Consider the following 22,091-nt stretch of genomic DNA (forward strand, 5'->3'; position numbering starts at 1 on the left):
TGCTGTGACCCCCAAGCTCCCCGCTCCCGTCTCACGACTCGCGGGCGCCGTCGTGCGCCGCGTGCCGGAGCCCGTGCTGCACCGGCTCGCACCGAGCCTCCTGCCGTTCAGCCCGCAGGACGTCCCGCCGACGCCGCCCGTGCCCGCGACACCTGTGCGGCTGTACCTCGGTCCGGCGAACTACGCGGGCCAGGGCTACGCGTGGGCCCGCGCCGCCGAGCGGCTCCCGGGCGTGGGCGCCGTCAGCATGACGGCGCAGCGCCCGGGCGGCTTCGGCTTCGCGACCGACTACCCGGTGCCGATCGCGGTCTACGGGTCGTCACGCCGATGGCAGCGCCGGCAGAAGGCGTACGTCGAGAAGTTCACGCACGTCGTCGTCGAGGCGCAGCGTGCGCTGTTCGGGACGCTCATGGCGACCGCGCGGCAGCGCAACGGTGCGTACGCCGAGGCCCGCGCTCTCGCGGCGCGCGGCACGCGGGTCGCGATGCTGTGCCACGGCTCCGACATCCGCGTGCCGTCGCGCCACCTCGCCGGCGCGACGCCGTGGTCGCCGTTCGGCGACCCGGACTGGGAGCTCGTGGGGCACCTCGAGCGGCAGACGCGCGACGCGGAGGCTGCGCTCGTCGAGCTGCGCGCGGCGGGCATCCCCACGTTCGTCTCGACCGCCGACCTGCTGCTCGACCAGCCGGAGGCGACGTGGCTGCCCGTCGTCGTCGACCCGGAGGCGTGGCGCACGGACGCCCCGCCGCTCGAGCGGACGGTGCCGCTCGTCGTGCACGCGCCGTCGGCCTCGAGGCTCAAGGGCACCGAGCTGGTCGAGCCGGTGCTCCAGGAGCTCGACCGGCGTGGCTGGATCACCTATCGCCGCCTCGAGGGGCTCACCTCGGCGCAGATGCCTGCGCTCTACCGCGACGCAGACGTGGTGCTCGACCAGTTTGCGCTCGGCAGCTACGGCGTCGCGGCGTGCGAGGCGATGGCCGCGGGGCGCGTCGTCGTGTCGCACGTGACGCAGCAGTCCCGCGACGCCGCGCGGGCCGTGAGCGGGCTCGACCTGCCGATCCTCGAGGGCACGCCCGACAACCTGGCGGAGGTGTTCACCGCGCTGCTCGACGATCGTGCGGGCGCGGGAGGGCGCGCGGCGCGCCTGGGTCCGGAGTTCGTGCGGGTGCTGCACGACGGCGCGGCGTCCGCGCGCGTGCTCGCGCCGTTCCTCGGCGTCGAGCCGGACGAGGCCGACGCCGCCGCGCACTGACGCGGCATGACGACGCACGCACTGACGCGCCGCGCCGTGGCGCGGTACCAGACCGCGGCACCTGGAAGGATGGACGGGTGCCTGCCTCGAACCGCCCGCGCCTGCTGATCCTGTCGTTCTCGCCGATCGCGTCGGACGCCCGCGTCCTCAAGCAGGTCGAGCTGTTCACGGCCCGCTACGACGTCACGACGTGCGGCTACGGGCCAGCGCCGGCGGGCGTCGTCGAGCACCTGCAGCTCCCGGACGACGCGACGATCAAGCTCGACGGGCGCCTCATCACGCTGCGCGCCTACCCGCTCGTCTACACACGCACGCCAGCCGTCGTCGCGGCGCGGGCCGCGCTCGCGGGCCGCCGGTTCGACGTCGTGCTCGCGAACGACGTCGAGACCGTCCCGCTCGCGCTCAGCCTGCGCGCGCCCGTCCACGCGGACCTGCACGAGTACTCGCCGCGGCTGCACGACGACAACCCGGCGTGGGCGCGGCGCATCGGCCCGTACGTGCGGTGGCTGTGCCGCCGCTACGTGCGACGCGCGGCGTCCGCGACGACGGTCGGGGAGGGGCTCGCACAGGCGTACGCGTCTGAGGTCGGGGTGCGGGCGCAGGTCGTGACGAACGCCGCGCCGTACGCCGAGCGCACGCCTACCGAGGTCGGCTTGCCGCTGCGGCTCGTCCACTCGGGTGCCGCGCTGCGCAACCGCGACCTCATGGTGCTGCTCGACGCCGTCGCGCTCACGACGACGCCCGTCACGCTCGATCTGTTCCTCATGCCGAACGACCCGGCGTACATCGCCGAGCTGCGCGACCGCGCGGCGCAGATCGACGGCGTGCGTGTCCTCGACCCGGTGCCGTACGCGCGGCTCGGGGACACTCTCGCCGGGTACGACGTCGGCATCCACGTGCTGCCGCCCGTGAACTTCAACAACGCGAACGCGCTGCCCAACAAGCTGTTCGACTACGTGCAGGCGCGGCTCGCGCTCGTCGTCGGCCCGACGCCCGAGATGGCGGCCGCGGTCGAGCGGCACGGTATCGGGTCGGTCGCGTCGGGCTTCGACGCGCGCTCGCTCGCGGACGTGCTCGACGGCCTCACGCCGGAGAAGGTCGCGGAGCAGCGGGCGGCGTCACACGCGGTCGCGCGGGAGCTGAGTGCCGAGCAGCAGGTGCTCGTGTGGGAGCGGGCGGTCGACGCGCTCGTCGCGGCGCCGGCCGAGGGAGGTGCACGATGACCGTCCGCCCGACCTTGCTGATCCTGTCGTTCTCGCCGATCGCGTCGGACGCGCGCGTGCTCAAGCAGGTGCGCATGCTCGCGCAGGACCACGACGTGACGACGTGCGGCTACGGCCCGGCGGTCGTGCTCGACGACGGACGCGTGGTCGAGCACCTGCGGGTCGACGACGAGAACGAGCACTGGCGGAAGGCGCCCGTGCCGCTCCTCGCTCGGCAGTACCGGCGCGTGTACTGGGGCAACGCGGCGGTCGCGCAGGCGCGAGACCTGCTCGCTGGCCGCACGTTCGACATCGTCCTCGCCGACGACGTCGACGCCGTCCCGCTCGCCCTGTCGACCGAGCCGCGCTGGGGCGTGCACGCCGACCTGCACGAGTACGCCCCGAAGCAGAACACCGAGCTGCGCCGTTGGCGCTGGTTCGTCGCGCCCTACATGCGCTGGCTGTGCCGCCGCTTCGTCACGCGCTGCGCGTCGGTGACGACGGTCGCGCAGGGCATCGCGGACGAGTACGAGCGGCGTTTCGGGTTCCGCGCGGGTGTCGTGACGAACGCGTCGCCGTACCAGGACCTCGCGCCCGGGCCGGTGGGCTCGCCCGTGCGGCTGGTCCATTCCGGGGTCGCGCTGCGCAACCGCAGCCTCGAGATCTTGGTCGACGCCGTCGCTGCCTCGACCGCCGACGTCACCCTCGACCTGTTCCTCGTCCCGAACGACCCCGGCTACCTCGCGGAGCTGCGCGAGCGCGCGGCGGGCGAGCCGCGCGTGCGGATCCACGACCCGCTGCCGTACGCCGAGCTCGTGCGGACGCTCAACGGGTTCGACGTCGGGCTGCACCTGCTGCCGCCCGTGAGCTTCAACAACGCGAACGCGCTGCCCAACAAGATCTTCGACTACGTCCAAGCGCGCCTCGGCGTGGTCGTGGGTCCGAGCCCGGAGATGGCGCGCGTCGTGCGCGCGCACGGCGTCGGTGCGGTGACCGCGGACTTCACACCCGCCGCGCTGACCGCGGTGCTCGACACCCTGACCGCCGAGCAGGTCGAGGGCTGGAAGGCCGCGTCGCACGCGAGCGCGCGCGAGCTGTCCTCGGAGAGCCAGGTCGAGATCTGGCGCGAAGCGATCGAGGCGCTGCGCCCGTAGCGCCCTCGTCTGCGCGCCGCGCGAGGGCTAGGTTGCGCGCGATCACCACAGGTTTCGCCGAGGATCATGCCTCAGTCGGCGTCGAGCGCCTGGGCGACCGCCTTCTCGACCGCCGTCGCGTCGACTGGTGCGCCCCAGGCTCCGTAGAGACGTTCGGACGTGTTGCCACCTCCGGTCGAGACCATGACCTCGGTCGCGCCCGGGACGTCCATGTAGAGGCTGACGTCGGCTGGCATGCCTGCGACGAGCTCGACGGGCTTCGCGGACGCGACGCGCCACAGCGAGCGCTTGGTGCCGTCGAGCACCGTGACCTCCTCGCGTCCTTCGACGAGCCACGTGTCGGAGAGTCGCACGAGCGCTGCCTGGAAGTCGGGCTGCACCTGAGGCCGCAGCGCTTCGACGTGGCTGGACGCCAGCTGTTCGTCGGGCGAGCCGCCTGCGTCCGCGCGCACCCAGCGGCCGTCGTCCTCGCTCGCGCCGCCGTCGGGGGTGACGACGACGCGGTCGCCACCGTCGCGGCCCGTCAGGAGGGCGTACGTCCCGTCGTCCGCGTGGAGCCACTGCGTCTCGACGCCCGGGTCGTCCGGTGTGAGCCGCACGAGGCTGCTGCCGGTGCGCGCCGTGCGCTCGAAGTCCTGGAGGCAGCGGCCCAGGTCGTCCCCGGTGATGCGGGAACCTTCGACGAGCTCGATCGCCGCGCACGACGCAGGGAGGGCCGGGGCGGCGGGGGCCGCAGGCTCGCTCGGTGTCGCGGGCTCGGTGGAGCCTCCGGGGCCGCCAGCGGACGGTGTCGTGCTGGTCGCCGCTGCGGGCGGATTCTCGGATCCGCCGGCGGCGCAGCCGCTGGCAGTCGCGAGCGCGACGCCGAGGAGCAGCAGACCGCGCCCGAGCGCGGTCTTGGTGGGTCGAGAAGGCGCGTGCACGGGAGTCTCCTGGCGTCGGGTCGGCGGGCTGCCCGACCTCGGAGCGGCCGGTGTCCCCACGGTATGGAGGTTTCGTCCGTCGCGTGCCCGCACGGACCAAGAAGACGCCGCTCGGCTGTCAGAGCGGATGCACCACTAAGTCGCGCGTACGGTCTGACTACCGGGTCGCGAGCGCTCGGAGCGCGTCGCCGAGCACGTCGAGGCCGTGGTGCAGGTCGCCGGTGCGGATGGTGAGCGGGGGAGCGAGGCGGATTGTCGCGCCGTGGGTCTCCTTGGCGAGCACACCGCGACGGGCCATCTCCTCGCAGAGCGCGCGCCCACCGTTGGGCCCGTGCGTGCCGTGCACGTCGAGGCCCGCCCACAGCCCGACCGAACGCACGCCGTCGAGCAGGCCCTCGTCGACGAGCGCGTCGAGACGCTCGCGCATCTGCCCGCCCAGCACCGTCGCGCGCTCCTGGAGGTCGCCCGGGCTCAACAGCTCCGCGACTGCTATAGCGACGGCGCACGCGAGCGGGTTCCCGCCGAACGTCGACCCGTGCGTCCCGGGTGTGAGCACAGCGAGCACCTCCTCACGGCCGACGACCGCACTCACCGGCACGATCCCGCCGCCGAGCGCCTTGCCGAGCGTCGTCAGGTCCGCGCGCACGCCCGCGAGGTCCTGGGCGAGCGTGGTCCCCGTCCGTCCCAGCCCGGACTGCACCTCGTCGAGCACGAGCAGCACGCCCGCGTCGTCACACGACGCGCGCAGACGGGGCAGGTAGTCGTCTGGCGGCACGATCACGCCCGACTCGCCCTGCACAGGCTCGACGAGCACCGCGACCGTCGTGTCGTCGATCGCGTCCGCGACCGCGTCGGCGTCGCCGTACGGCACGACGACGAAGCCCGGCGTGTACGGACCGAAGCCGTCGCGCGCGTCCGGGGCCGTCGAGAACGACACGATCGTCGTGGTCCGGCCGTGGAACGCGCCGTCGGCGACGATGATCGTCGCCCGCTCGGGCGCGACGCCGCGCACCTCGTAGCCCCACTTCCGTGCCGCCTTGATCGCCGTCTCGACCGCCTCCGCGCCCGTGTTCATCGGCAGGAGCATCTCGGTGCCCGTGAGCGACGTGACGGCCTCGGCGAACGGCTCGAGCAGGTCGTGGTCGAACGCCCGCGACGTCAGCGTGATCCGGTCGAGCTGCGCGTGCGCCGCCTCGACGAGCGCCGGGTGCCGGTGCCCGAAGTTCAGCGCGGAGTAGCCAGCGAGCAGGTCGAGATAGCGACGTCCCGCGACGTCCGTGACCCAGCTGCCCTCGCCGCTCGTGAGCGTGACGGGCAGCGGAGCGTAGTTGCGTGCGAGCGCGGACACGTCAGCCTCCTCACCGAGGCGCGCCGTCGCGCCCCGTGCCTCGACTCTAGGGCTGACCATGTCTCGCCAGCCACCATGCCCGTGTACGGCGACATCGGTCCCATGTCGCCGTACGTAGACACTGGGCTCATGTCGCCATACGATGACATCATGTCCGATCCGACCTACCTGAACGCTCGCTCCGTCACTCGTCTCGGCACCGCCGTGACGGGCCTTCGCAAACGCCGCGGATACACGCAGGCCGAGCTGGCGCGCAGGGCTGACGTCTCGCGCCAGTGGCTCGTCGCACTCGAGAACGGCCGGACCGAGGGGCTCGAGGTCGGACGCCTGATGCGCCTGCTGGAGACCCTCGACGCGAGCCTCGTCATCCGGGACGAGGGAACGCTGTGACAGCCCCGAGCCGCCTCGCCGTCACGCTCGCCGGCGAGCACGTCGCCGACGTCGAACGGATCCGCGGACGTCTTCGCCTCACCTACACGGACGCTGGCACCCGACCAGGCACCACACCGCTGTCGCTCTCCTTGCCCCGCGAGCGAGGCGCCTTCACCGGCGACGTGGTCGAGACGTACCTCAGAGGACTGCTCCCCGAGAGTCCCGCCGCGATCGAGGCCCTGCGAGCGACGTACGGCGTCGACCCGAACGACCCCCTCGATGCCCTCGGCGCGATCGGTCGCGACTGCGCCGGAGCTGTGCAGTTCTGCGACGCCGACACGCTGGACGGCCCCCGCGCGGATGGCGATCTGCTCCCGGCCACAAGCTCCGACATCGAGGGGCGGCTCGCCTCGATGCGTTCGGGCAACGACTCGTCGTGGACCATGCCCGGCGAGCACTGGTCGCTCGGCGGCATGCAGGACAAGCTCGCGCTGCGACACGAGGACGGTCGATGGTTCTGGGCACACGGGGACGAGCCGACGACCCACATCGTCAAGCCGGGCGTCCGTGGCGCGAAGTCCCAGGCCCTGGTCGAGCACGTCACGATGCGCGCGGCCGCGATGCTCGGGTGCGACGTCGCGACGACCGCCTTCACCGACTTCGCGTCGGAGCGGGCCATCGTCATCGAGCGCTTCGACCGAGCCCGCGGCGCCGACGGGCGCCTCGTGCGCACGCACGCGGAGGACGTCTGCCAGGCGCTCGGTGTCCGCGAGAAGTACGAAGAGCTCGGCGGACCGGCGGCGGCGGCCGTCGCACGCTTCCTGCGCGACGCCGCAGAGACGGCCCGAGAGGCGCGGGCGAACGTCGCGAGCTTCGTCGATGCCGTCGTGCTCAACACGGTCGTCGCAGCCCCCGACGCGCACGCACGAAACTACTCGGTCCTTCTCGACGGTGACTCGGTCCGGCTGGCGCCCCTGTACGACGTCGCAACAGCCCTCGCCTACGCGCCGCACCAGGGTGACGCACGCCCTGTCGCCATGAGTGTCGGCGGTTGCGCCGACGCGGCCCGCATCGGCCGCGAGCACTGGATGCGGTTCTCCGACGATGTCGGCGTCGCCGCCGAGACCGTTCTCGACCGTGTGGCCGAGGTGCGAGAGCTCGCACCGCGCGCCTTCGTCGCGGCGCTCGACGAGATCGAGGACGACTGGGACGGGCAGGTCGCCGACGTCCGGCCGCGGCTGAAGGCCGGGCTCGACGGTCTCCCCGACCGGGGCTGACCCAGCGAGAGACGCGCGCGCAGCGGTCGTCAGGCCAGCAGCGCCTGGATCACGCGGCCGGCTGCGTGCCCGTCGCCGTACGGCGTCGCATCCGTGTCCGCGGGGCGCGGGCGCACGACGGCGTCGCGCACCGCTGCGGAGCCGGCCTCGCCCGTCGGGTCCGTCACCAGGACGTTCCAGCCGAGCTCGAGCGTCTCGACCCACTCGGTCTCCGTGCGCAGCGTCGTGCACGGCACGCGCAGCAGGAACGCCTCCTTCTGGAGGCCGCCCGAGTCGGTGACGACGCCCGCGCTCGCGGACACCGCCGCGACGAGGTCGGGGTAGGCCAGGGGAGCGTGCGTGCGCAGCGAGCCACCCTCGAGGGCGAGCCCCGCGTCCGCGGCCTTCGCGACGAGGCGCGGGTGCGCGAGCAGCAGCACGGGCCTGTCGAGGCTGCGCAGCGCGTCGAGGATCCCGCCGAGGCGAGCGACGTCGTCGGTGTTCTCCGCGCGGTGGATCGTCGCGACGTAGTACCCGCCCGCGGTGAGGCCCGCCTCGGCGAGGAGAGCCGGACCGCCGTCCGTGCCGCCGTCGGCCAGGGCTTTGTCCCGCGTCGCGTACAGGACGTCCGTCATGACGTCCCCGACGAGCACCGACCGGGCCGCGAGTCCCTCGTCCGCGAGGTGCTTCATCGCGACCTCGGTCGGCGCGAGGCACAGGTCCGCGGCGTGGTCCGTCATGACGCGGTTGTGCTCCTCGGGCATCGCCCGGTTGAACGAGCGCAGGCCGGCCTCGAGGTGCGCGACGGGCACGTGCAGCTTCACCGCCGACAGCGCGCCCGCGATCGTCGAGTTCGTGTCGCCGTACACGAGCACCCAGTCCGGGCGGTGCTCGATCAGCACGTCGTCCATGCCGGCGAGGATCGCGCCCGTCTGCGCGCCGTGCCCGCCCGAGCCCACGCCCAGGTGCACGTCCGGTGCGGGGATGCCCAGGTCCTCGAAGAACACGTCGGAGAGCATCGGGTCGTAGTGCTGCCCCGTGTGCACGATGACGTGCTCGACGCCGGCCGCCGCAGCGGCGTGCGCGATCGGTGCGAGCTTGACGAACTGGGGACGGGCGCCGACGACGGACAGGATCTTCACGCCGCTCACCCTACCGAGGGCGGCGCGCGCCACGAGCCGGGCAACCCCTGCCAACGGCTAGCCTTGGTCCTGTGAAGATCCTCGTGGCCACGACCTGGTTCCCCACCCCGGGATCGCCCGCGACCGGCTCGTTCGTCGCCAAGGACGTCGCGGCGCTCTCCGAGAACAACGACGTGAGAGTCCTGCACCTCGTCGCACCCCGGCTCGCCCACGGCGCACCGACGCAGACCGAGCTCGGCGGCGTCCCGGTCGAGCGCGTCGTCATGGAGCCCAAGGACGTGCGCCAGCACGCCGCGGCTCGCGCCGCGATCCTCGATCGGGCAGACGGCGCCGACGTCCTGCACACGATGGCCTTCTCGACCCTCCTGCCGTTCCTGCGCCACGACCGCCCGCAGGTGCCGTGGGTGCACACCGAGCACTGGCACGGCGTCACCACGCGCGTCGACCTCCCGCTCGTCATGCGCCTCGCGACCCCGTTCCTGCTGCCCGTCCTGCGCAAGCCCGACGTCGTCACGGCCGTCTCCAAGATGGCGACCGCGCCGATCCGCGACCTGCGCGGCGACCGCCCCACGAGCGTGGTGCCGTGCATCGCCGCGACGCCCGACGTCGTCCCGCCGCGCCGCGTCCGTGCCGGCACGACCGCCGAGGGCGCGCCGCTGCGGCTCGTGTCCGTCGGTGCGATGGTCCCCGGCAAGGACCCCGTCCTCATGGTCGAGACGCTCGGCGAGCTGCGCCGCCGCGGCGTCAACGCCTCGCTCACGTGGGTCGGCGACGGCCCGCTGCACGGCGACGCGCTCGCGGCCGCCGACCGGCTCCGCGTCCGCGACCACCTCACGATCACCGGACAGGTCGAGCCCGAGAAGGTCTTCGCGCAGCTCGGGGCGGCCGACGTGTTCGTCCTGCCGACCCGCTCCGAGACGTTCGGCGTCGCGATCGCCGAGGCGCTCGCGCACGGCCGTCCCGTCGTCGTCGGCGCCGAGGGCGCCCAGCGCGAGTACGTCCGCGGCGAGGTCGGCACGTTCGTCGAGGGACGCTCGCCGTCCGAGTGGGCCGACGCCGTGCTGCGCGTCGACGAGGACACGCAGGGAACGTCCGCCGCGAAGATCGCCGCCTCGATCGGGCGTGCTTTCTCCCCCCAGTCGGTCGTCGCCGGGTACGAGCGTGCCTACCGCGACGCGATCGTCACGGCAGCCCGCGAGCACGGCATCGTCGGGCGCAGGCGCGGATGAGCCCTGGCACGCTCGGCGGGGAGCAGCCGGTCGTCGACGTCGTCGTCGCCGTCCACTCGGAGCTCCGGCCGGTCGAGCGCGCTGTCGCGTCCGCCGTCACGGGGACGGTGCCGGTCCGCGTGACGGTCGTGTGCCACGACCTCGAGCCGGGCCTCGTCGAGGAGCGCGTGCGGGACGTCCGGCGCTCTCTCGACGGTGGCCCGCACAGCATGTGGCTCGTCTGCTTCTCCGACGGCGTCCGCAGCCCTGCGGGTCCGTTCAACCATGGCCTCGACTGTGCGCAGGCGCCGTTCGTCGCGCTCCTCGGGTCCGATGACGTCCTCGAGCCAGGCGCGATCGACTCGTGGGTGCGACTGCAGCGCCAGACGGGCGCGGACGTGGTCGTCCCGAGGCTGCGTCACGGCGCTCTCGGCGCGCCGGGCGCACCTCCGGGCCCCGGGCCTGCTGTACCGACGCCGCCCGCGCGGCCCTTGCGCTCCCGTCGGCTCGACCTCGTGCGCGACCGCCTCGCCTACCGCAGCGCTCCGCTCGGGCTGCTGCGCCGCGAGACCGTCGAGCGGCTCGGCCTCACGATGGCGTCCGGCATGACCGTCGGCGAGGACACGTGGTTCGGCCTCGGCCTGTGGTCGGGAGCCGACGTCGTCGCGTACGACCGTCGTGGCCCCGCCTACGTCATCGGCGCCGACGCCGCAGACCGCGTCACCTTCGCGACGAAGCCCGTCGCCGTCGAGCTCGCGTGCGTGCACGACGCCGTCGCGCGCCCCGCGCTCGCGGACCTCCCGCGCGCGGCCCGCCGCGCCGTCGCGACCAAGCTCACGCGCATCAACCTCTTCGCGGCCGTGCACAACCGCAGCGAGGACCACACCTGGACGGCCCGGGACCTCGCGAGCCTGCGCGCGGGCGCCGTCGCGCTCGCGGGCTTCGCGCCCGGCTACGAGCGCGTCCTGTCGGTCGCCGAGCGCGACCTCCTCGACGCTCTGCGCGCCCCCGCACCGGCGGGGGAGGGCGACGTCGCGCGACGCGGCGCCGAGCTCGTGCGGCTGTCCGCCCGACGTCGCCGGCACGGCACGCTCGCGACCCTGCGCACACGCGACCTGCGCGCCCTCCTCGCCCGGGAGGCGCCGTTGCGACTCATGACGGCGTCGGTCCTCACCACGCGTCTGTGACGGCGCGCGGTCGTATGCTCAGGGGCGGAAAGCGGCGACCCGGTCGACGCCCCACCCCGACACGTACTTCCTCTAGGAGCTCCATGCGCATCGCAGTCCTCGCCCTCGGCAAGATCGGCCTGCCGCTCGCCGTGCAGTTCGCCGACGCCGGGCACGACGTCGTCGGGGTCGACGTCAACGCGCGCACGGTCGAGCTCGTCAACGCGGGCACGGAGCCGTTCCCCGGCGAGACGGACCTCGCCGAGAAGCTCGCCGCGAACGTCGCCGCGGGCCGTTTGCGCGCGACCACCGACTACGGCGACGCGGTCCCGGGCGCTGACGCCGTCGTGCTCGTGGTGCCGCTGTTCGTCGACGAGGAGACGGCCGAGCCGGACTTCGCGTGGATGGACGCCGCGACCCGTGCGCTCGGCGAGCACCTCACGCCGGGCACGCTCGTCTCGTACGAGACGACCCTGCCGGTCGGCACGACGCGCGGCCGCTGGAAGCCGATGCTCGAGGAGACGTCGGGCCTCGTCGAGGGCCGCGACTTCCACGTCGTCTTCTCCCCGGAGCGGGTGCTCACGGGCCGCGTGTTCGCGGACCTGCGCAAGTACCCCAAGCTGGTCGGCGGGCTCAGCGCCGAGGGTGCGGCTCTCGCGACCTCGTTCTACGAGGCCGTCCTCACCTTCGACGAGCGCGACGACCTGGCGCGGCCGAACGGCGTGTGGGACCTCGGCTCCGCGGAGGCCGCGGAGATGGCGAAGCTCGCCGAGACGACGTACCGCGACGTCAACATCGCGCTGGCCAACCAGTTCGGCGCGTTCGCGGAGAAGGTCGGCATCGACATCTACCAGGTGATCGAGGCCTGCAACTCCCAGCCGTACTCGCACCTGCACCGCCCGGGCATCGCCGTCGGCGGTCACTGCATCCCGGTCTACCCGCGCCTGTACCTGTCGGTCGACCCGGACGCGTCCGTCGTCCGCGAGGCGCGCGCCGTCAACGCCGCCAACCCGGCGCGCGTCGTCGCTCGTGCGGAGGAGCTGCTCGGCTCGCTCGACGGCCTCACGGTCGCCGTGCTCGGCGCGTCCTACCGCGGCGGCGTCAAGGAGACGGCCTTCTCGGGCGTCTTCCCGGTCGTCGCGGCGCTCGAGTCGCGCGGCGCCACGGCGGTCGTCCACGACCCGATGTTCACCGACGACGAGCTGGCGAAGACCGGGCTCACCCCGTTCCACCTCGGTGACGCGGCCGACGTCGCGATCGTCCAGGCCGACCACCGCGCCTACGCCCAGCTCGCCCCGGCCGACCTGCCCGGCGTGCGCCTCCTGGTCGACGGCCGCCGCGTGACCGACGCGTCCCTGTGGCAGGGCGTCCCGCGCGTCGTCGTCGGCACGGGGACGCCTGCATGAGCTGGTGGGAGCTCCTCCCTGGGCTCCTGACCATGGCCGTCGCGGTCGTCGTGCCCGGCGCGCTCGTGCTGCGCGCCGCCGGCGTGCGCGGCATCCTCGCGCTCGGCGGCGGGGCGGCCGTGTCCGTCGCGCTCTACGGGACCGCGGCGATCGTGCTCGACAAGCTCGGTATCGCCTGGTCGTGGCCGCCCGTCCTCGTCCTGCTCGCCGCGGCGGCCGGCGCGGCCGCCCTCCTCGGGCTCTGGGGACGCCGCACGCGCCGCGTCCGCGGCTCGGCACCCGACGGGTTGTGCGACCCCGACCTGCGGCTCGACCGTCGCGGGCTCGCCTGGGTCGCGGGAGCGTTCGCCCTCTCCGCGCTCCTCCTCGCCCTGCCGATCGCGCGCGGCATGGTCGCCCCCGACGCGCTCATGCAGCACTGGGACGGCGTCTACCACGTCAGCGGCGTCCAGGCGATCCTCGACACCGGCAACGCGTCGACGCTCGGCGCGATGGCGCCCCTGTACGGCGACGTGTCGCCGACCGTGTACTACCCGGCCGCGTGGCACGGCATCGTCGCGCTCGCGCCGGGCTTCGCGAGCGTCGCGGCGGCGGCCAACGCGTCGACGTTCGTCTTCGGCGTCGTCGTGTGGCTGCTCGGCATCGCGGCGCTCGGCCGCACCCTGCTCGGCGGTGACCCGCGGGGCACCGCGCTCGTCGTCGTGCTCGGCTCCGCCTTCAGCGCGTTCCCGGTCGTCATCCTCTCGACGCTCGCCCAGTGGCCGTTCGGCACGGGCATCGCGCTCATCCCCGGCGTCCTCGCGCTCATGGTCGCCGCGCTGCGGGGCCACCCCGGCGTCGCGCCGCTGACGGCGCCCGGGCGCCTCGTGCCGACCGCCGTCGTGCTCCTGACCGCGCTCGCCGGGGTCGCGCTCGCGCACGCCTCCGCGCTGTTCTCCGCGCTCCTCCTGCTCGGCCCGGGACTCGTCACGCTGCTCGCGCGCGGTCTCGCGCGCCGCTGGCGCACGGGCGACCCTGCCCGACGACGCCGCGTCGCCGTCGGCACGTCCGTCGCCGTGGTGGTGCTCGTCGCGGGCGGCGCGGTGCTGCTCGCCAACCCCGTGGTGCGCAACGTCCTCGCGTACGAGCGCAACGTCGACACCCCGTTCCCGGTCGCCGTCCTGCACACGGTCCTCGGGCAGCCGCTCGCCTGGCACGGGGTCGGCAACCTGCCCGTCGCCGTGCTGACGCTCGTCGGCGCGGTCGTGGTCGTGCGGGCGTCGCTGCGCCGCGCGCGCACGGGCGCGCCGGACTCGCCCGAGGCCGCCGACGTCGTCGGGCAGTCGAGCAGCTGGCTCGTCGTCGCGTACGTGCTCGTCGTGACGCTCACCGCGCTCGCGTCCGGTCCGGAGAACCTCCTGCGGCTGCTCACCGGCTTCTGGTACACGCAGGCGGCGCGCATCGCCGCGGTCCTGCCGGTCGTCGCGGCGCCGCTCGCCGCCGTCGGGGCTCTCGCGTGCGCCCGCTGGCTGCGCGGGCGCGCGTCGCGCTCGGACCGCGCGGCAGCAGCGCGGCTGCGGGGTCGGTCGCTGGCCTCCGTCGCGTGCGCGCTCGTGGGTGTGTCGGTCGTCGTGACCGCCGGTTGGTTCGTGCCCGCACGGACCGGCCGCTTCGAGCAGGCCTACGTCCCCGAGAAGATCGTGTGGGGCACCATGCTGCGCGCCGAGGAGGTCGAGCTCCTGCGCCGTATGCCGCAGACGACGCCTGCTGACGCCGTCGTGCTCGGCGACCCGCGCAACGGCGCCGCCTTCTCGTACTCGGTGGCGCACCGGCGCGCGGTGTTCCCGCAGCTCGCGGTGCAGAACCTCAGTTCCGACCAGCGGCTGCTGCGCGAGCGCTTCGCCGACCTCGACCCCGAGGTGTGCGCGGCCGTCGAGCGGCTGGGCGTCACGCACTTCTACCTCGACACCGCAGGTGTCGAGGACGGCGCGAAGGTCGACGTCGACGCCGTGGGGCTGCTGCGTGCGCCCGAGTCGGGTGTCGAGGTGGTCGACACAGCCGGGACCACGACGCTCTACCGCATCACCGGCTGCTGACGGACCCGTGCGCGGCTCCGGGCGTCCTCGGGCGCCTCGCGCCGCTCGCCCGGCACCGAGCGAGCGGAGCGGCGCCCCCTGGGCGCTACCCCGAGTGCTACGGCACCGTGATGCGCTCGCTCGCGACGAGCCGCGCGAGCGAGGCTTCGTCTGAGTGCCGCTCGGACGCCTCGCGTCCCAGCAGGACGACAGAGCCGTCCTGCGCCCACACGCCGAGCGCGGTACGCAGTGTCGCGACGGTGCCCGCGTCCGCACGCAGCAGGGCTCGCGCCCCCGCGGGCGCGGCGCTCCCCTCGACCGCCCACGCGACGAGGTCCGCGTGCGTGACGGCGGGCTCGCCGTCGACCACGAGCGCGTCGGCGCCCGGGTCGGCCGGCGGCACGTAGCCGACCACGTCGCCGTACGTCATCGTGTCCGCGGCGGCGTCGAGGACGCCGGGCGGGAGCGGCTCGCCGAACGAGCGCGCGAGGCCGGGGAGCGCGACCGCGACGACGTCGGTCCCAGCCGGCACCGCGCCCGGGTCGAGCCATGCGGAGGGACGGGTCGTGACGATCGCGCGGGCGTGCGCCGTCGTGCCCGGCAGCGGGGCACCGGCCGGGGAGAGGCGGGCCGTCGCGCCCGTGCCCCACGTCGCGAGCGCCCAGACGAGCGTGCGCCAGTGCGCGGGCAGGTCGAGGACGACGGTCTCGCCAGCGGCGGCGTCGAGCTCCTCGACGAGCAGGTTCGTCGTCTTCGCGACCCAGTTGGCGAGGACGGCCCCGGAGAGCTCGATCCGTTCGGGGCCGTCGCCGTACCAGGTCAGGCGGGGTCGGCCCGGGTCACGCTGGAGGAGGGCGAGCACGTCGGCGGGCGTCGTGGGGGTCATGGTCCGAGCCTACGAGAGGGTTCCGCTAACACACACCGGCTTGACTTCGGTGGATGACACGCGTGTAATTTCCCTAGTGCAACTAGGCGAACGGTGAGGGGCGCACCCATGTGGAACCTGCTCGATGACGAGGGGCCTTTCCCCTCTGACGCATCGCGTCGCCCGGAACCTGCCGGCGCCGTCCTCCCGCTCTTCGGCGAGGACGCCGACGAGGCGGTGATGGGCTGGCAGGAGCGCGCCCTGTGCGCTCAGACCGACCCCGAGGCGTTCTTCCCCGAGAAGGGCGGCTCGACCCGCGAGGCCAAGAAGGTCTGCACCGGGTGCGAGGTCCGCGCCGAGTGCCTCTCCTACGCCCTCGAGAACGACGAGCGCTTCGGCATCTGGGGCGGTCTCTCCGAGCGTGAGCGCCGCAAGCTCAAGCGCCAGGTCGTGTGACCTGCACGTCCACGCTGCTTGACGCAGCAGGGCGCAGGATGACCTCAGGATGAACCGACCCACCCCGCACTCCGCGCCCAGCGTCCCGAGCCTCGACGTCACGGCCGTCGTCGTGACCCGCGGGACCACCCCCTTCCTCCCGACGACGCTCGCCGCCGTCGGGGCGTCTACGCTCGCCCCGAGCCGGGTCGTCGTCGTCGACGTCACGCCCCGCGAGAAGGACCGCGCCCAGGTCCCCGAGCAGCTCGGCCCCGACGTCGCCGTGACCACGCTCCACGCCCCCGACGCCCACACGTTCGGGGAGGCCGTCAACGCAGCGATCGCCCACCTCACCGGCGAGCAGGTCCCCGACACAGGTCGACGCTCGCAGCGGGCCCGGCCCGCCGAGCCCGCCGCAGCACCCGAGCTCGAACGGGACGGCTGGCTCTGGCTGCTCCACGACGACTCCCCGCCCGAGCCGGGCGCGCTCGAGGCGCTCGTCCGCGTGGTCGAGAACAAGCCCTCCGTCGTCGTCGCGGGTGCCAAGCAACGCGACCTCGACGATCCGTCCCGCCTGCTCGAGGTCGGCCTGACCACCTCGCCCACAGGTGTCCGGATGACCGGCATCGAGGAGGGCGAGGTCGACCAGGGCCAGCACGACGGCGCCGAGGACGTCCTCGCCGTCGGGCTCGCCGGAGCCCTCTTCCGCCTCGACGCGTGGCGCGCCCTCGGCGGCACGGACCCGGCGTACGGGAAGTACGGTGACGGTCTCGAGATCTGCCGCCGCGCCCGCCTCGCAGGTCACCGCGTCATCGTCGTCCCGCAGGCAGCCGTGCGGCACGCCCGCGCGAGCCTCACCGACCGCCGGGACCGCGACCCCGACCACGTCCCCGAGCCCGAGCGCACCGTCGGTGCCCGCCGCCGCTCCGCGCTCCACTACCGCCTCGCCGGCGCCTCGCCCGCAGCCGTCCCGCTGCACATGCTCGCGATCCTGCTCGCCGCGCCGTTCCTCGCGATGGCCCAGCTCGCTGCCAAGCGGCCCCGCAGGGCGCGCGCCGAGATCACCGCGGCGATCGGAGCCGTCCTGCGACCGGTCGCCCTCGCCAGGTCGCGTCGCCGCGCGCGCCGCACCGCCGCGCTGCCGCGTCGCGCGATCACGCCGCTGCGTGCGACGTGGCGGGAGGTCGCCGCGGAGCGCCGCGACCGCCGCCTCTCGCAGGCCGCGCGCCGACGCGCCGCGCTGGCCGCAGACCCGTTCGCGCGCGCCGAGCGGCGCCGCGACCGCGCCCGCCGCACCGCAGGCCTCGTCGGGACCGTCCTGCTGCTCACCGCCGTGACCGTGTGGTGGCTCGGAGACGCGATCGGCCCGCTCGCCGACGGCGGCCGCCTCGTCTCCGCCAACCTCCTGCCCGCGGGCGTGTCGCTGCAGGAGCTGTGGAACGACGTCGCCGACGGATGGCTCCGCGCCGGCACCGGTGCGCCGGGCGCGTCCGACCCGCTGATGACGACCCTCCTACCCGCAACCGCCCTCGCGCACCTGCTCGGCGGGGACCTCCAGGTCGTCGTCAACCTCCTGCTGCTGCTCGCACCCGTGCTCGCGGGGACCGGTGCCTGGTTCGCGGCCGGCACCGCCACCAAGTCGCTCGTCCTGCGTACCGTCGCCGCTCTCGTCTGGGTCGCGGCCCCGAGCCTCGCCGTCAGCCTCGTGGACGGACGCGTCGGCGCGGTGCTCGCGCACGTCGCGCTGCCGTGGCTCGCCTGGGGCGCGCTCAAGGGCGTCGGCCTCGGCGCCCGTGCACCGCTCGCGCCCGCAGCCGCAGGCCCCGACGCGGTGCTGTCGCCGGCGGGCTCGCTCCCGGCTGCCGCGCTCGGCGGCCTCGCCGCTGCAGCGGCGGTCGGTGGCGCGCCGCACCTCACCGCGCCGATCCTCGCCTCGCTGCTCGTCCTTGCCGTCCTTCTGCCGCGCCACCGCGGCCGGCGCGGCTACCGCCGCAACCTCGCCCTCGTCGCCGCGCCCGTGCTCCTCGTGCTCGCGCCCCTCGTCGCCGAGCTCCTGCGCTCGGGCCCCGGCGCGCACTGGCGCGTCCTGCTGACCGACCCGGGCGTCGCTGTGCCCCACGCGACCGCACCAGCGTGGCAGCAGCTGCTCGGGTGGCCGGTGCCGGCGGAGGAGTGGTTCCCGCGCTGGACCGGCGTCGCGTGGCTCGACGCTGCGCTCCCGTTCACCGTCGGCGCGCTCGTCGTGCTCGCCGCCGTGTCCGCGCTCACGCGGCCCGGGCTGCGGGCGCGCGCCGTGCGCGGCGCGTGGCTCGTCGCAGCCCTCGCCCTCGCCGCCGCAGCCGCGGCCGCGCTGCTCGTCGTCGGGCAGGGGGCCGAGGGCGGCGTCCGCACGTGGACCGGGGGAGCGGTGTCCCTCGTCCTCCTCGCCCTGGGCGGGGCCGCGCTCGTCGGGCTCGACGGCGTGACCGCGCGTGCCGCGCAGCACTCGTTCGGGTGGCGCCAGCTCAGCCTCGGCCTCGGTGTCGCTGCGATCCTCGCCGCGGCGGGCGCGACGATCGCGCACGCCGGGCTCTCGACCGACCTCACCGCCTCGTCGGGCCACGGGCTGCGCGTCCTCCAGCGCGACGTCGTGCCCGCCGTCGGCCGTCAGATGCAGGAAGAGCCGCGCGCCGGTCGCGTGCTCGTGCTCGACGCCGGCGACGAGATCACCTACCAGCTGCTGCGCGGCAACGGTCCGCTCCTGACCGAGTCGTCGGTCGTGCTCACCGAGCGCGGCCTGCACACCGACGACGCCGCGGGTCCGCTCGGCGGGGCCGTCGCCGCGCTCGTGGGCGTCTCGGGCGAAGAGTCCGAGCAGCTCGCCGACCTCGGCGTCGCGGCGGTCGTCGTGTCGCCAGCAGGAACGCCCGCGCAGCGCGAGGAGCTCGTCGCCAACCTCGGGACGTCCGCGGCTCTCGAGCAGGTCGCCGAGGGTGAGTACGGCACCATCTGGCGCGTCGTCTCGGGCCTCCCCTCTGCGGAGGGCACGCCGGCGGTCGTGTCGTGGGCCCGCGTCGTCGACGAACGTGGCGCGGCGCTCGTGGTGCCCTCGGACGGCACGTCGCTCGACGTCGCCCTCTCGTCCCTCGACCAGCCGGCCGCGGCGGGGACATGGACCGCCCCGCCCGGCCGTCGCCTGCTCGTCCTCGCCGAGACCGCCGACCCGGGCTGGCGCGCGACCCTCGACGGGCGTGAGCTGACCGCGGTCGAGGGGGAGCGCTGGGAGCAGGCCTTCGAGCTGCCCGCTGACGCGACCGGCAGGGTCGTGGTGCAGTTCGAGTCGGTCGGCAGCGGGTGGTGGCGCGCGACGATCGTCGGCTTCGCGGTCGTGTACGTGCTGCTGCTCATCCCCGTCCGGAGGAAGGTGACGACCCGATGACGAACGACGGTCGCGGCGACGTCGAGCCGGACCAGCCTCTCGAGCCCGCCGGCGCCGCTGGCGAGGCTCCCGAGACCGAGACCGAGATCGGGAACGAGGAGATCGAGACCGAGGCCGATATCGAGACCGAGACCGAGCCTGCGCCCGACGCGGAAGAGCCGCGCCGCTCGGCCGGCGCCGCGCTCCTGCGCGGCCTCACGGGCGTGCTCGTCGTCGGCCTGACCGTCGGTGTCGCCTACGGCGCCGATCTCCTCGAGCCCGAGGCGACGACCGCCGCCCCCGCGACGACGGTCGAGCTCGTCCCCGCGACGACCCCCGTCGTGTGCGCGGGTCCCACCCAGCTCGTCGCGACGGACGCCGAGGGCGACCCCGCCTTCGACCCGTCGCCCGTCGGTACCACCTCGCTCGTCACGGGGGCCGTCCTGCCGCCGACGAAGGTCGCCGACCCGGTCCTGCGCACCCTCGACGAGGCGACCGTCGAGGCGCCCGTCGCCGCGGGGGCGGGAGGTGCCGTCCTCGGCGCCGCTGTCGCGAGCGGCACCGCGCTCTGGTCCGTCCCCGCCGCCGACGGCACCGTGCACACGGCCGCGACGGCGTCGTCCGCCACCGCAGCGGGCGACCTCCGCGGGCTCGCCGCGACGGCCTGTCAGTCGCCCGCGATCGACCACTGGCTCGTCGCTGGCAGCACCGAGGTCGGCTCGAGCACGCGCCTCGTCGTCCAGAACCCCTCGCGAACCCCCGCCACGGTCGAGGTCGAGGTCTACGGACCCGCGGGACGCGTGGACCTCGCCGGGCCCGCCGTCCTCCCGGTTCCCGCGGGCGGCACGACGACGACCCTCCTCGAGGGTGTCGCGGCCGGGCAGCGCCGCGTCGCGGTCCACGTCCGCGCGTCGGGCGCCCTCGTGACCTCCTACCTGCAGGTCTCCGCGCTCGACGGCGTCCGGCCGCTCGGCGTCGACCTCGTCGGCGCGGGCGCCGAGCCGTCCACGCGCCAGGTCCTCGCGGGAGTCGTGACGCCCGCGACCGCCGTCGGCACGGACGGCCCGGTCGTCCGGCTGCTCGCGCCCGAGCGGGCAGCAACCGCGCGGCTCGCGATCTACGGGCCCTCGGGCCGCGTCCTGCTCCCGGGCGCTGACGACGCCGTCCTCGAAGCCGGCGCCGTCACGGACGTGAGCCTCGCAGGCCTGCCCGCGGGCGCCTACGACGTCCTCGTCGAGGCCGACGCCCCGGTCGTCGCAGCCGCGACGACGTCGACCGCCGGGACGGACGGTTCCGACGTCGCGACCGTCGTCTCCCAGGACCCTGCGACGACGGCGGCGCAGTCCGCGGCGGCGCTCCCGCAAGGGACGCGTGCGACCGTCGTGCTCGGCGCCGTCCCCGGGTCGGTCGACTCGGTCCCGGGCGCCCTCGTCGCCGGCCTCGACGCGACGACCCCGCCCGTCGCCCCGGAGGGCGCGAGCGCCGCCGCCGGGGTGCGTGCGCAGGTCGTCGCGCTCGACCGTGCCGGCGCCGTGGTGTACGACCAGGTCGTCGAGCTGGCCGCCGGCACCACGCGAGCGCTCCCGCTCGCGGCGACCGTGCCGGGCGCGTCCGTCGCCGCGGTCGTCGTGCGTGAGGTCGACGCCGCCGGGACGCCCGCCGCCGGTGCGGCGACCCGGCTCGTGTGGTCGGTGCGGCTCTCTGCAGACGCCCAGGACGGCACGGTCGACGGTCTCGTCGCCGCACTCGGACCCTCGCCGCTGCGCAGCGCGGGGACACAGATCACGCTCCGTGAAGGACTGCGCTCCGGGCTCGACTGAGCCGGGGCTCAGGGACCCTCGACGAAGCCCGGGTCGATCTCCTCAGGGCTGCGCCCGAGCATGTGCGCGACCTGCTCGACGACGACCGTCCGGACGATCTCCGCGATCTCGTCACGGTCCACCGCGCGCTCCTCGACCGGGCGGCGGTACACGACGATCCGGTGAGCGAGCGGCCCGTCCGCGGGGAAGTAGCGGCCCATCGGCACCCCGCGACGGTGCTCCCACGGCGCCGGGTCCGACGGAGGCACGTCCTCGACCGCGAACTCCGTCCCAGCGAGCTGCTTCGCCCACGATCGCTCGAGCCGCTCGACCGTCGCGAGGACGATCTCGTCGAAACGCTCGGCGCGCGTGCGCGCCGCCGGAAGATGCGCCGGGATGAGGGGGCCGCGCAAGCCGCGGCCCCGACGGTCGCGACGGCGCACGCCTGCCGCAGGGGCGGGGAGGGTGGGCCACCCTGAGCTGTACGCGGCCGGGAGGTCGCCCTCGGGGGCACGAGGCGTGCGGCGGCGTCTGTCCGGCATGGTTCCAGGATAGGTGTCGCGTGCGTGCGTCGCGGCGTGGGAGGTCCGCCGGGGTGACGGGACGACGTACCATCGACCATTGTGAGAAGCGTCCGTCAGTGTTCCCGAACCGCGTGCCTGCGCCCCGCCGTGGCGACGCTGACGTACGTGTACTCCGACTCGACCGCCGTCCTCGGCCCGCTCGCGACGAACGCGGAGCCCCACAGCTACGACCTGTGCGGCGAGCACGCCGAGCGCCTGACGGCCCCGCGCGGCTGGGAGGTCGTGCGGCTCGAGGCCGAGTTCGTCGAGGCGGGGCCTTCGCCCGACGACCTGCTCGCGCTCGCTGACGCCGTCCGCGAGGCCGGCCGTTCCACACCCCCGTCGCCGCGCGGCCGGCACGCCGCGCTGCCCGAGCCGGTCCAGGTCGGCGAGGTCGCCCGCAAGGGGCACCTGCGCGTCCTGCGCGGAGAAGGCTGAGCAGGGCGGGAGGACCATGGCGCGCGGCACACCGGAACGACGGCCTGCCACGAGCGGGCCTGCCACGCCCGCGAGCGCCGCGCGCGGTCGTCGGCGCTCCACCAGGACCCC

General features: G+C 74.8%; 18 protein-coding genes. 13 read left to right on the forward strand and 5 right to left on the reverse strand.

The features are described from left to right. Nucleotides 1–4 precede the first annotated feature (4 nt). The 3 genes from ATL41_RS11590 (at nucleotide 5) to ATL41_RS11600 (ending at nucleotide 3,608) form a co-directional block, all read left to right on the forward strand. Nucleotides 5–1,252 (forward strand): hypothetical protein, encoded by a 1,248-nt coding sequence (locus tag ATL41_RS11590; protein WP_098458608.1) that lies wholly within the window; start codon nucleotides 5–7, stop codon nucleotides 1,250–1,252. A gap of 77 nt (nucleotides 1,253–1,329) precedes the next feature. Next, on the forward strand, nucleotides 1,330–2,475 hold the full coding sequence (locus ATL41_RS11595) for a glycosyltransferase family protein (RefSeq protein ID WP_245854805.1): 1,146 nt from the start codon (nucleotides 1,330–1,332) through the stop codon (nucleotides 2,473–2,475). Next, a complete protein-coding gene (locus ATL41_RS11600) occupies nucleotides 2,472–3,608 on the forward strand; it encodes a glycosyltransferase (RefSeq protein WP_098458609.1) in 1,137 nt (378 codons plus the stop codon). The genes ATL41_RS11595 and ATL41_RS11600 overlap by 4 nt, the downstream gene beginning before the upstream one ends. A 71-nt stretch (nucleotides 3,609–3,679) precedes the next feature. Here ATL41_RS11600 and ATL41_RS11605 read toward each other — a convergent pair whose 3' ends face one another. After that, nucleotides 3,680–4,531 carry a hypothetical protein gene (locus ATL41_RS11605; protein WP_098458610.1) on the reverse strand — a complete coding sequence of 284 codons (852 nt, stop codon included), beginning with the start codon at nucleotides 4,529–4,531 and terminating at the stop codon, nucleotides 3,680–3,682. Nucleotides 4,532–4,688: 157 nt separating this feature from the next. Beyond that, nucleotides 4,689–5,939, reverse strand: coding sequence for an ornithine--oxo-acid transaminase (gene rocD, locus ATL41_RS11610; protein WP_098458611.1), 1,251 nt, complete (start codon nucleotides 5,937–5,939; stop codon nucleotides 4,689–4,691). Between the two features lie 90 nt (nucleotides 5,940–6,029). Here rocD and ATL41_RS11615 point away from each other — a divergent pair, with 90 nt between their 5' ends. Together ATL41_RS11615 and ATL41_RS11620 are read left to right on the forward strand one after the other, a co-directional pair. Then, complete coding sequence (locus ATL41_RS11615; protein WP_245854807.1) at nucleotides 6,030–6,269, forward strand: helix-turn-helix transcriptional regulator; 240 nt, start codon at nucleotides 6,030–6,032, stop codon at nucleotides 6,267–6,269. Next, nucleotides 6,266–7,528 carry a HipA domain-containing protein gene (locus tag ATL41_RS11620; protein ID WP_098458612.1) on the forward strand — a complete coding sequence of 421 codons (1,263 nt, stop codon included), beginning with the start codon at nucleotides 6,266–6,268 and terminating at the stop codon, nucleotides 7,526–7,528. Before ATL41_RS11615 ends, ATL41_RS11620 begins: the two co-directional genes overlap by 4 nt. A 29-nt stretch (nucleotides 7,529–7,557) precedes the next feature. Here the strand turns inward: ATL41_RS11620 and wecB are convergent, their stop codons facing one another. Beyond that, entirely contained in the window at nucleotides 7,558–8,649 is a 1,092-nt protein-coding gene (wecB, locus tag ATL41_RS11625) for a non-hydrolyzing UDP-N-acetylglucosamine 2-epimerase (RefSeq protein ID WP_098459083.1), read from the reverse strand. Nucleotides 8,650–8,720: 71 nt separating this feature from the next. Here wecB and ATL41_RS11630 point away from each other — a divergent pair, with 71 nt between their 5' ends. From ATL41_RS11630 to ATL41_RS11645, 4 genes are all read left to right on the forward strand, one after another. Beyond that, a complete protein-coding gene (locus tag ATL41_RS11630) occupies nucleotides 8,721–9,878 on the forward strand; it encodes a glycosyltransferase (RefSeq protein ID WP_098458613.1) in 1,158 nt (385 codons plus the stop codon). Further along, a complete protein-coding gene (locus tag ATL41_RS11635; protein WP_098458614.1) occupies nucleotides 9,875–11,044 on the forward strand; it encodes a glycosyltransferase in 1,170 nt (389 codons plus the stop codon). The genes ATL41_RS11630 and ATL41_RS11635 overlap by 4 nt, the downstream gene beginning before the upstream one ends. Before the next feature lie 83 nt (nucleotides 11,045–11,127). Next, nucleotides 11,128–12,429 carry a nucleotide sugar dehydrogenase gene (locus tag ATL41_RS11640; protein WP_098458615.1) on the forward strand — a complete coding sequence of 434 codons (1,302 nt, stop codon included), beginning with the start codon at nucleotides 11,128–11,130 and terminating at the stop codon, nucleotides 12,427–12,429. After that, a complete protein-coding gene (locus tag ATL41_RS11645) occupies nucleotides 12,426–14,504 on the forward strand; it encodes a DUF6541 family protein (protein ID WP_098458616.1) in 2,079 nt (692 codons plus the stop codon). The genes ATL41_RS11640 and ATL41_RS11645 overlap by 4 nt, the downstream gene beginning before the upstream one ends. Nucleotides 14,505–14,601: 97 nt before the next feature. On the opposite strand, the gene ATL41_RS11650 is transcribed toward ATL41_RS11645, so the two are convergent. Next, nucleotides 14,602–15,369, reverse strand: coding sequence for a TIGR03089 family protein (locus tag ATL41_RS11650; protein WP_098458617.1), 768 nt, complete (start codon nucleotides 15,367–15,369; stop codon nucleotides 14,602–14,604). A gap of 108 nt (nucleotides 15,370–15,477) precedes the next feature. Between ATL41_RS11650 and ATL41_RS11655 the strand changes: the two genes are divergently transcribed. Genes ATL41_RS11655 through ATL41_RS13215 form a run of 3 tightly spaced genes read left to right on the forward strand, consistent with a single transcriptional unit; the run spans nucleotide 15,478 to nucleotide 21,000 of the window. After that, nucleotides 15,478–15,804 (forward strand): WhiB family transcriptional regulator, encoded by a 327-nt coding sequence (locus tag ATL41_RS11655; RefSeq protein ID WP_281253877.1) that lies wholly within the window; start codon nucleotides 15,478–15,480, stop codon nucleotides 15,802–15,804. A 49-nt stretch (nucleotides 15,805–15,853) separates the two neighbouring features. Continuing rightward, the gene (locus ATL41_RS11660) at nucleotides 15,854–19,201 is read left to right on the forward strand and encodes a glycosyltransferase (RefSeq protein WP_098458618.1); all 3,348 of its coding nucleotides are present in this window, start codon (nucleotides 15,854–15,856) and stop codon (nucleotides 19,199–19,201) included. After that, nucleotides 19,198–21,000, forward strand: coding sequence for a DUF5719 family protein (locus ATL41_RS13215; RefSeq protein ID WP_098458619.1), 1,803 nt, complete (start codon nucleotides 19,198–19,200; stop codon nucleotides 20,998–21,000). The genes ATL41_RS11660 and ATL41_RS13215 overlap by 4 nt, the downstream gene beginning before the upstream one ends. Before the next feature lie 8 nt (nucleotides 21,001–21,008). Here ATL41_RS13215 and ATL41_RS11670 read toward each other — a convergent pair whose 3' ends face one another. Beyond that, nucleotides 21,009–21,521 carry a metallopeptidase family protein gene (locus tag ATL41_RS11670; RefSeq protein ID WP_098458620.1) on the reverse strand — a complete coding sequence of 171 codons (513 nt, stop codon included), beginning with the start codon at nucleotides 21,519–21,521 and terminating at the stop codon, nucleotides 21,009–21,011. Nucleotides 21,522–21,602: 81 nt separating this feature from the next. Here ATL41_RS11670 and ATL41_RS11675 point away from each other — a divergent pair, with 81 nt between their 5' ends. Then, nucleotides 21,603–21,980 (forward strand): DUF3499 domain-containing protein, encoded by a 378-nt coding sequence (locus ATL41_RS11675; protein WP_098458621.1) that lies wholly within the window; start codon nucleotides 21,603–21,605, stop codon nucleotides 21,978–21,980. Nucleotides 21,981–22,091: the final 111 nt, after the last annotated feature.

The organism is Flavimobilis soli (assembly GCF_002564025.1).
GTDB lineage: Bacteria > Actinomycetota > Actinomycetes > Actinomycetales > Cellulomonadaceae > Flavimobilis > Flavimobilis soli.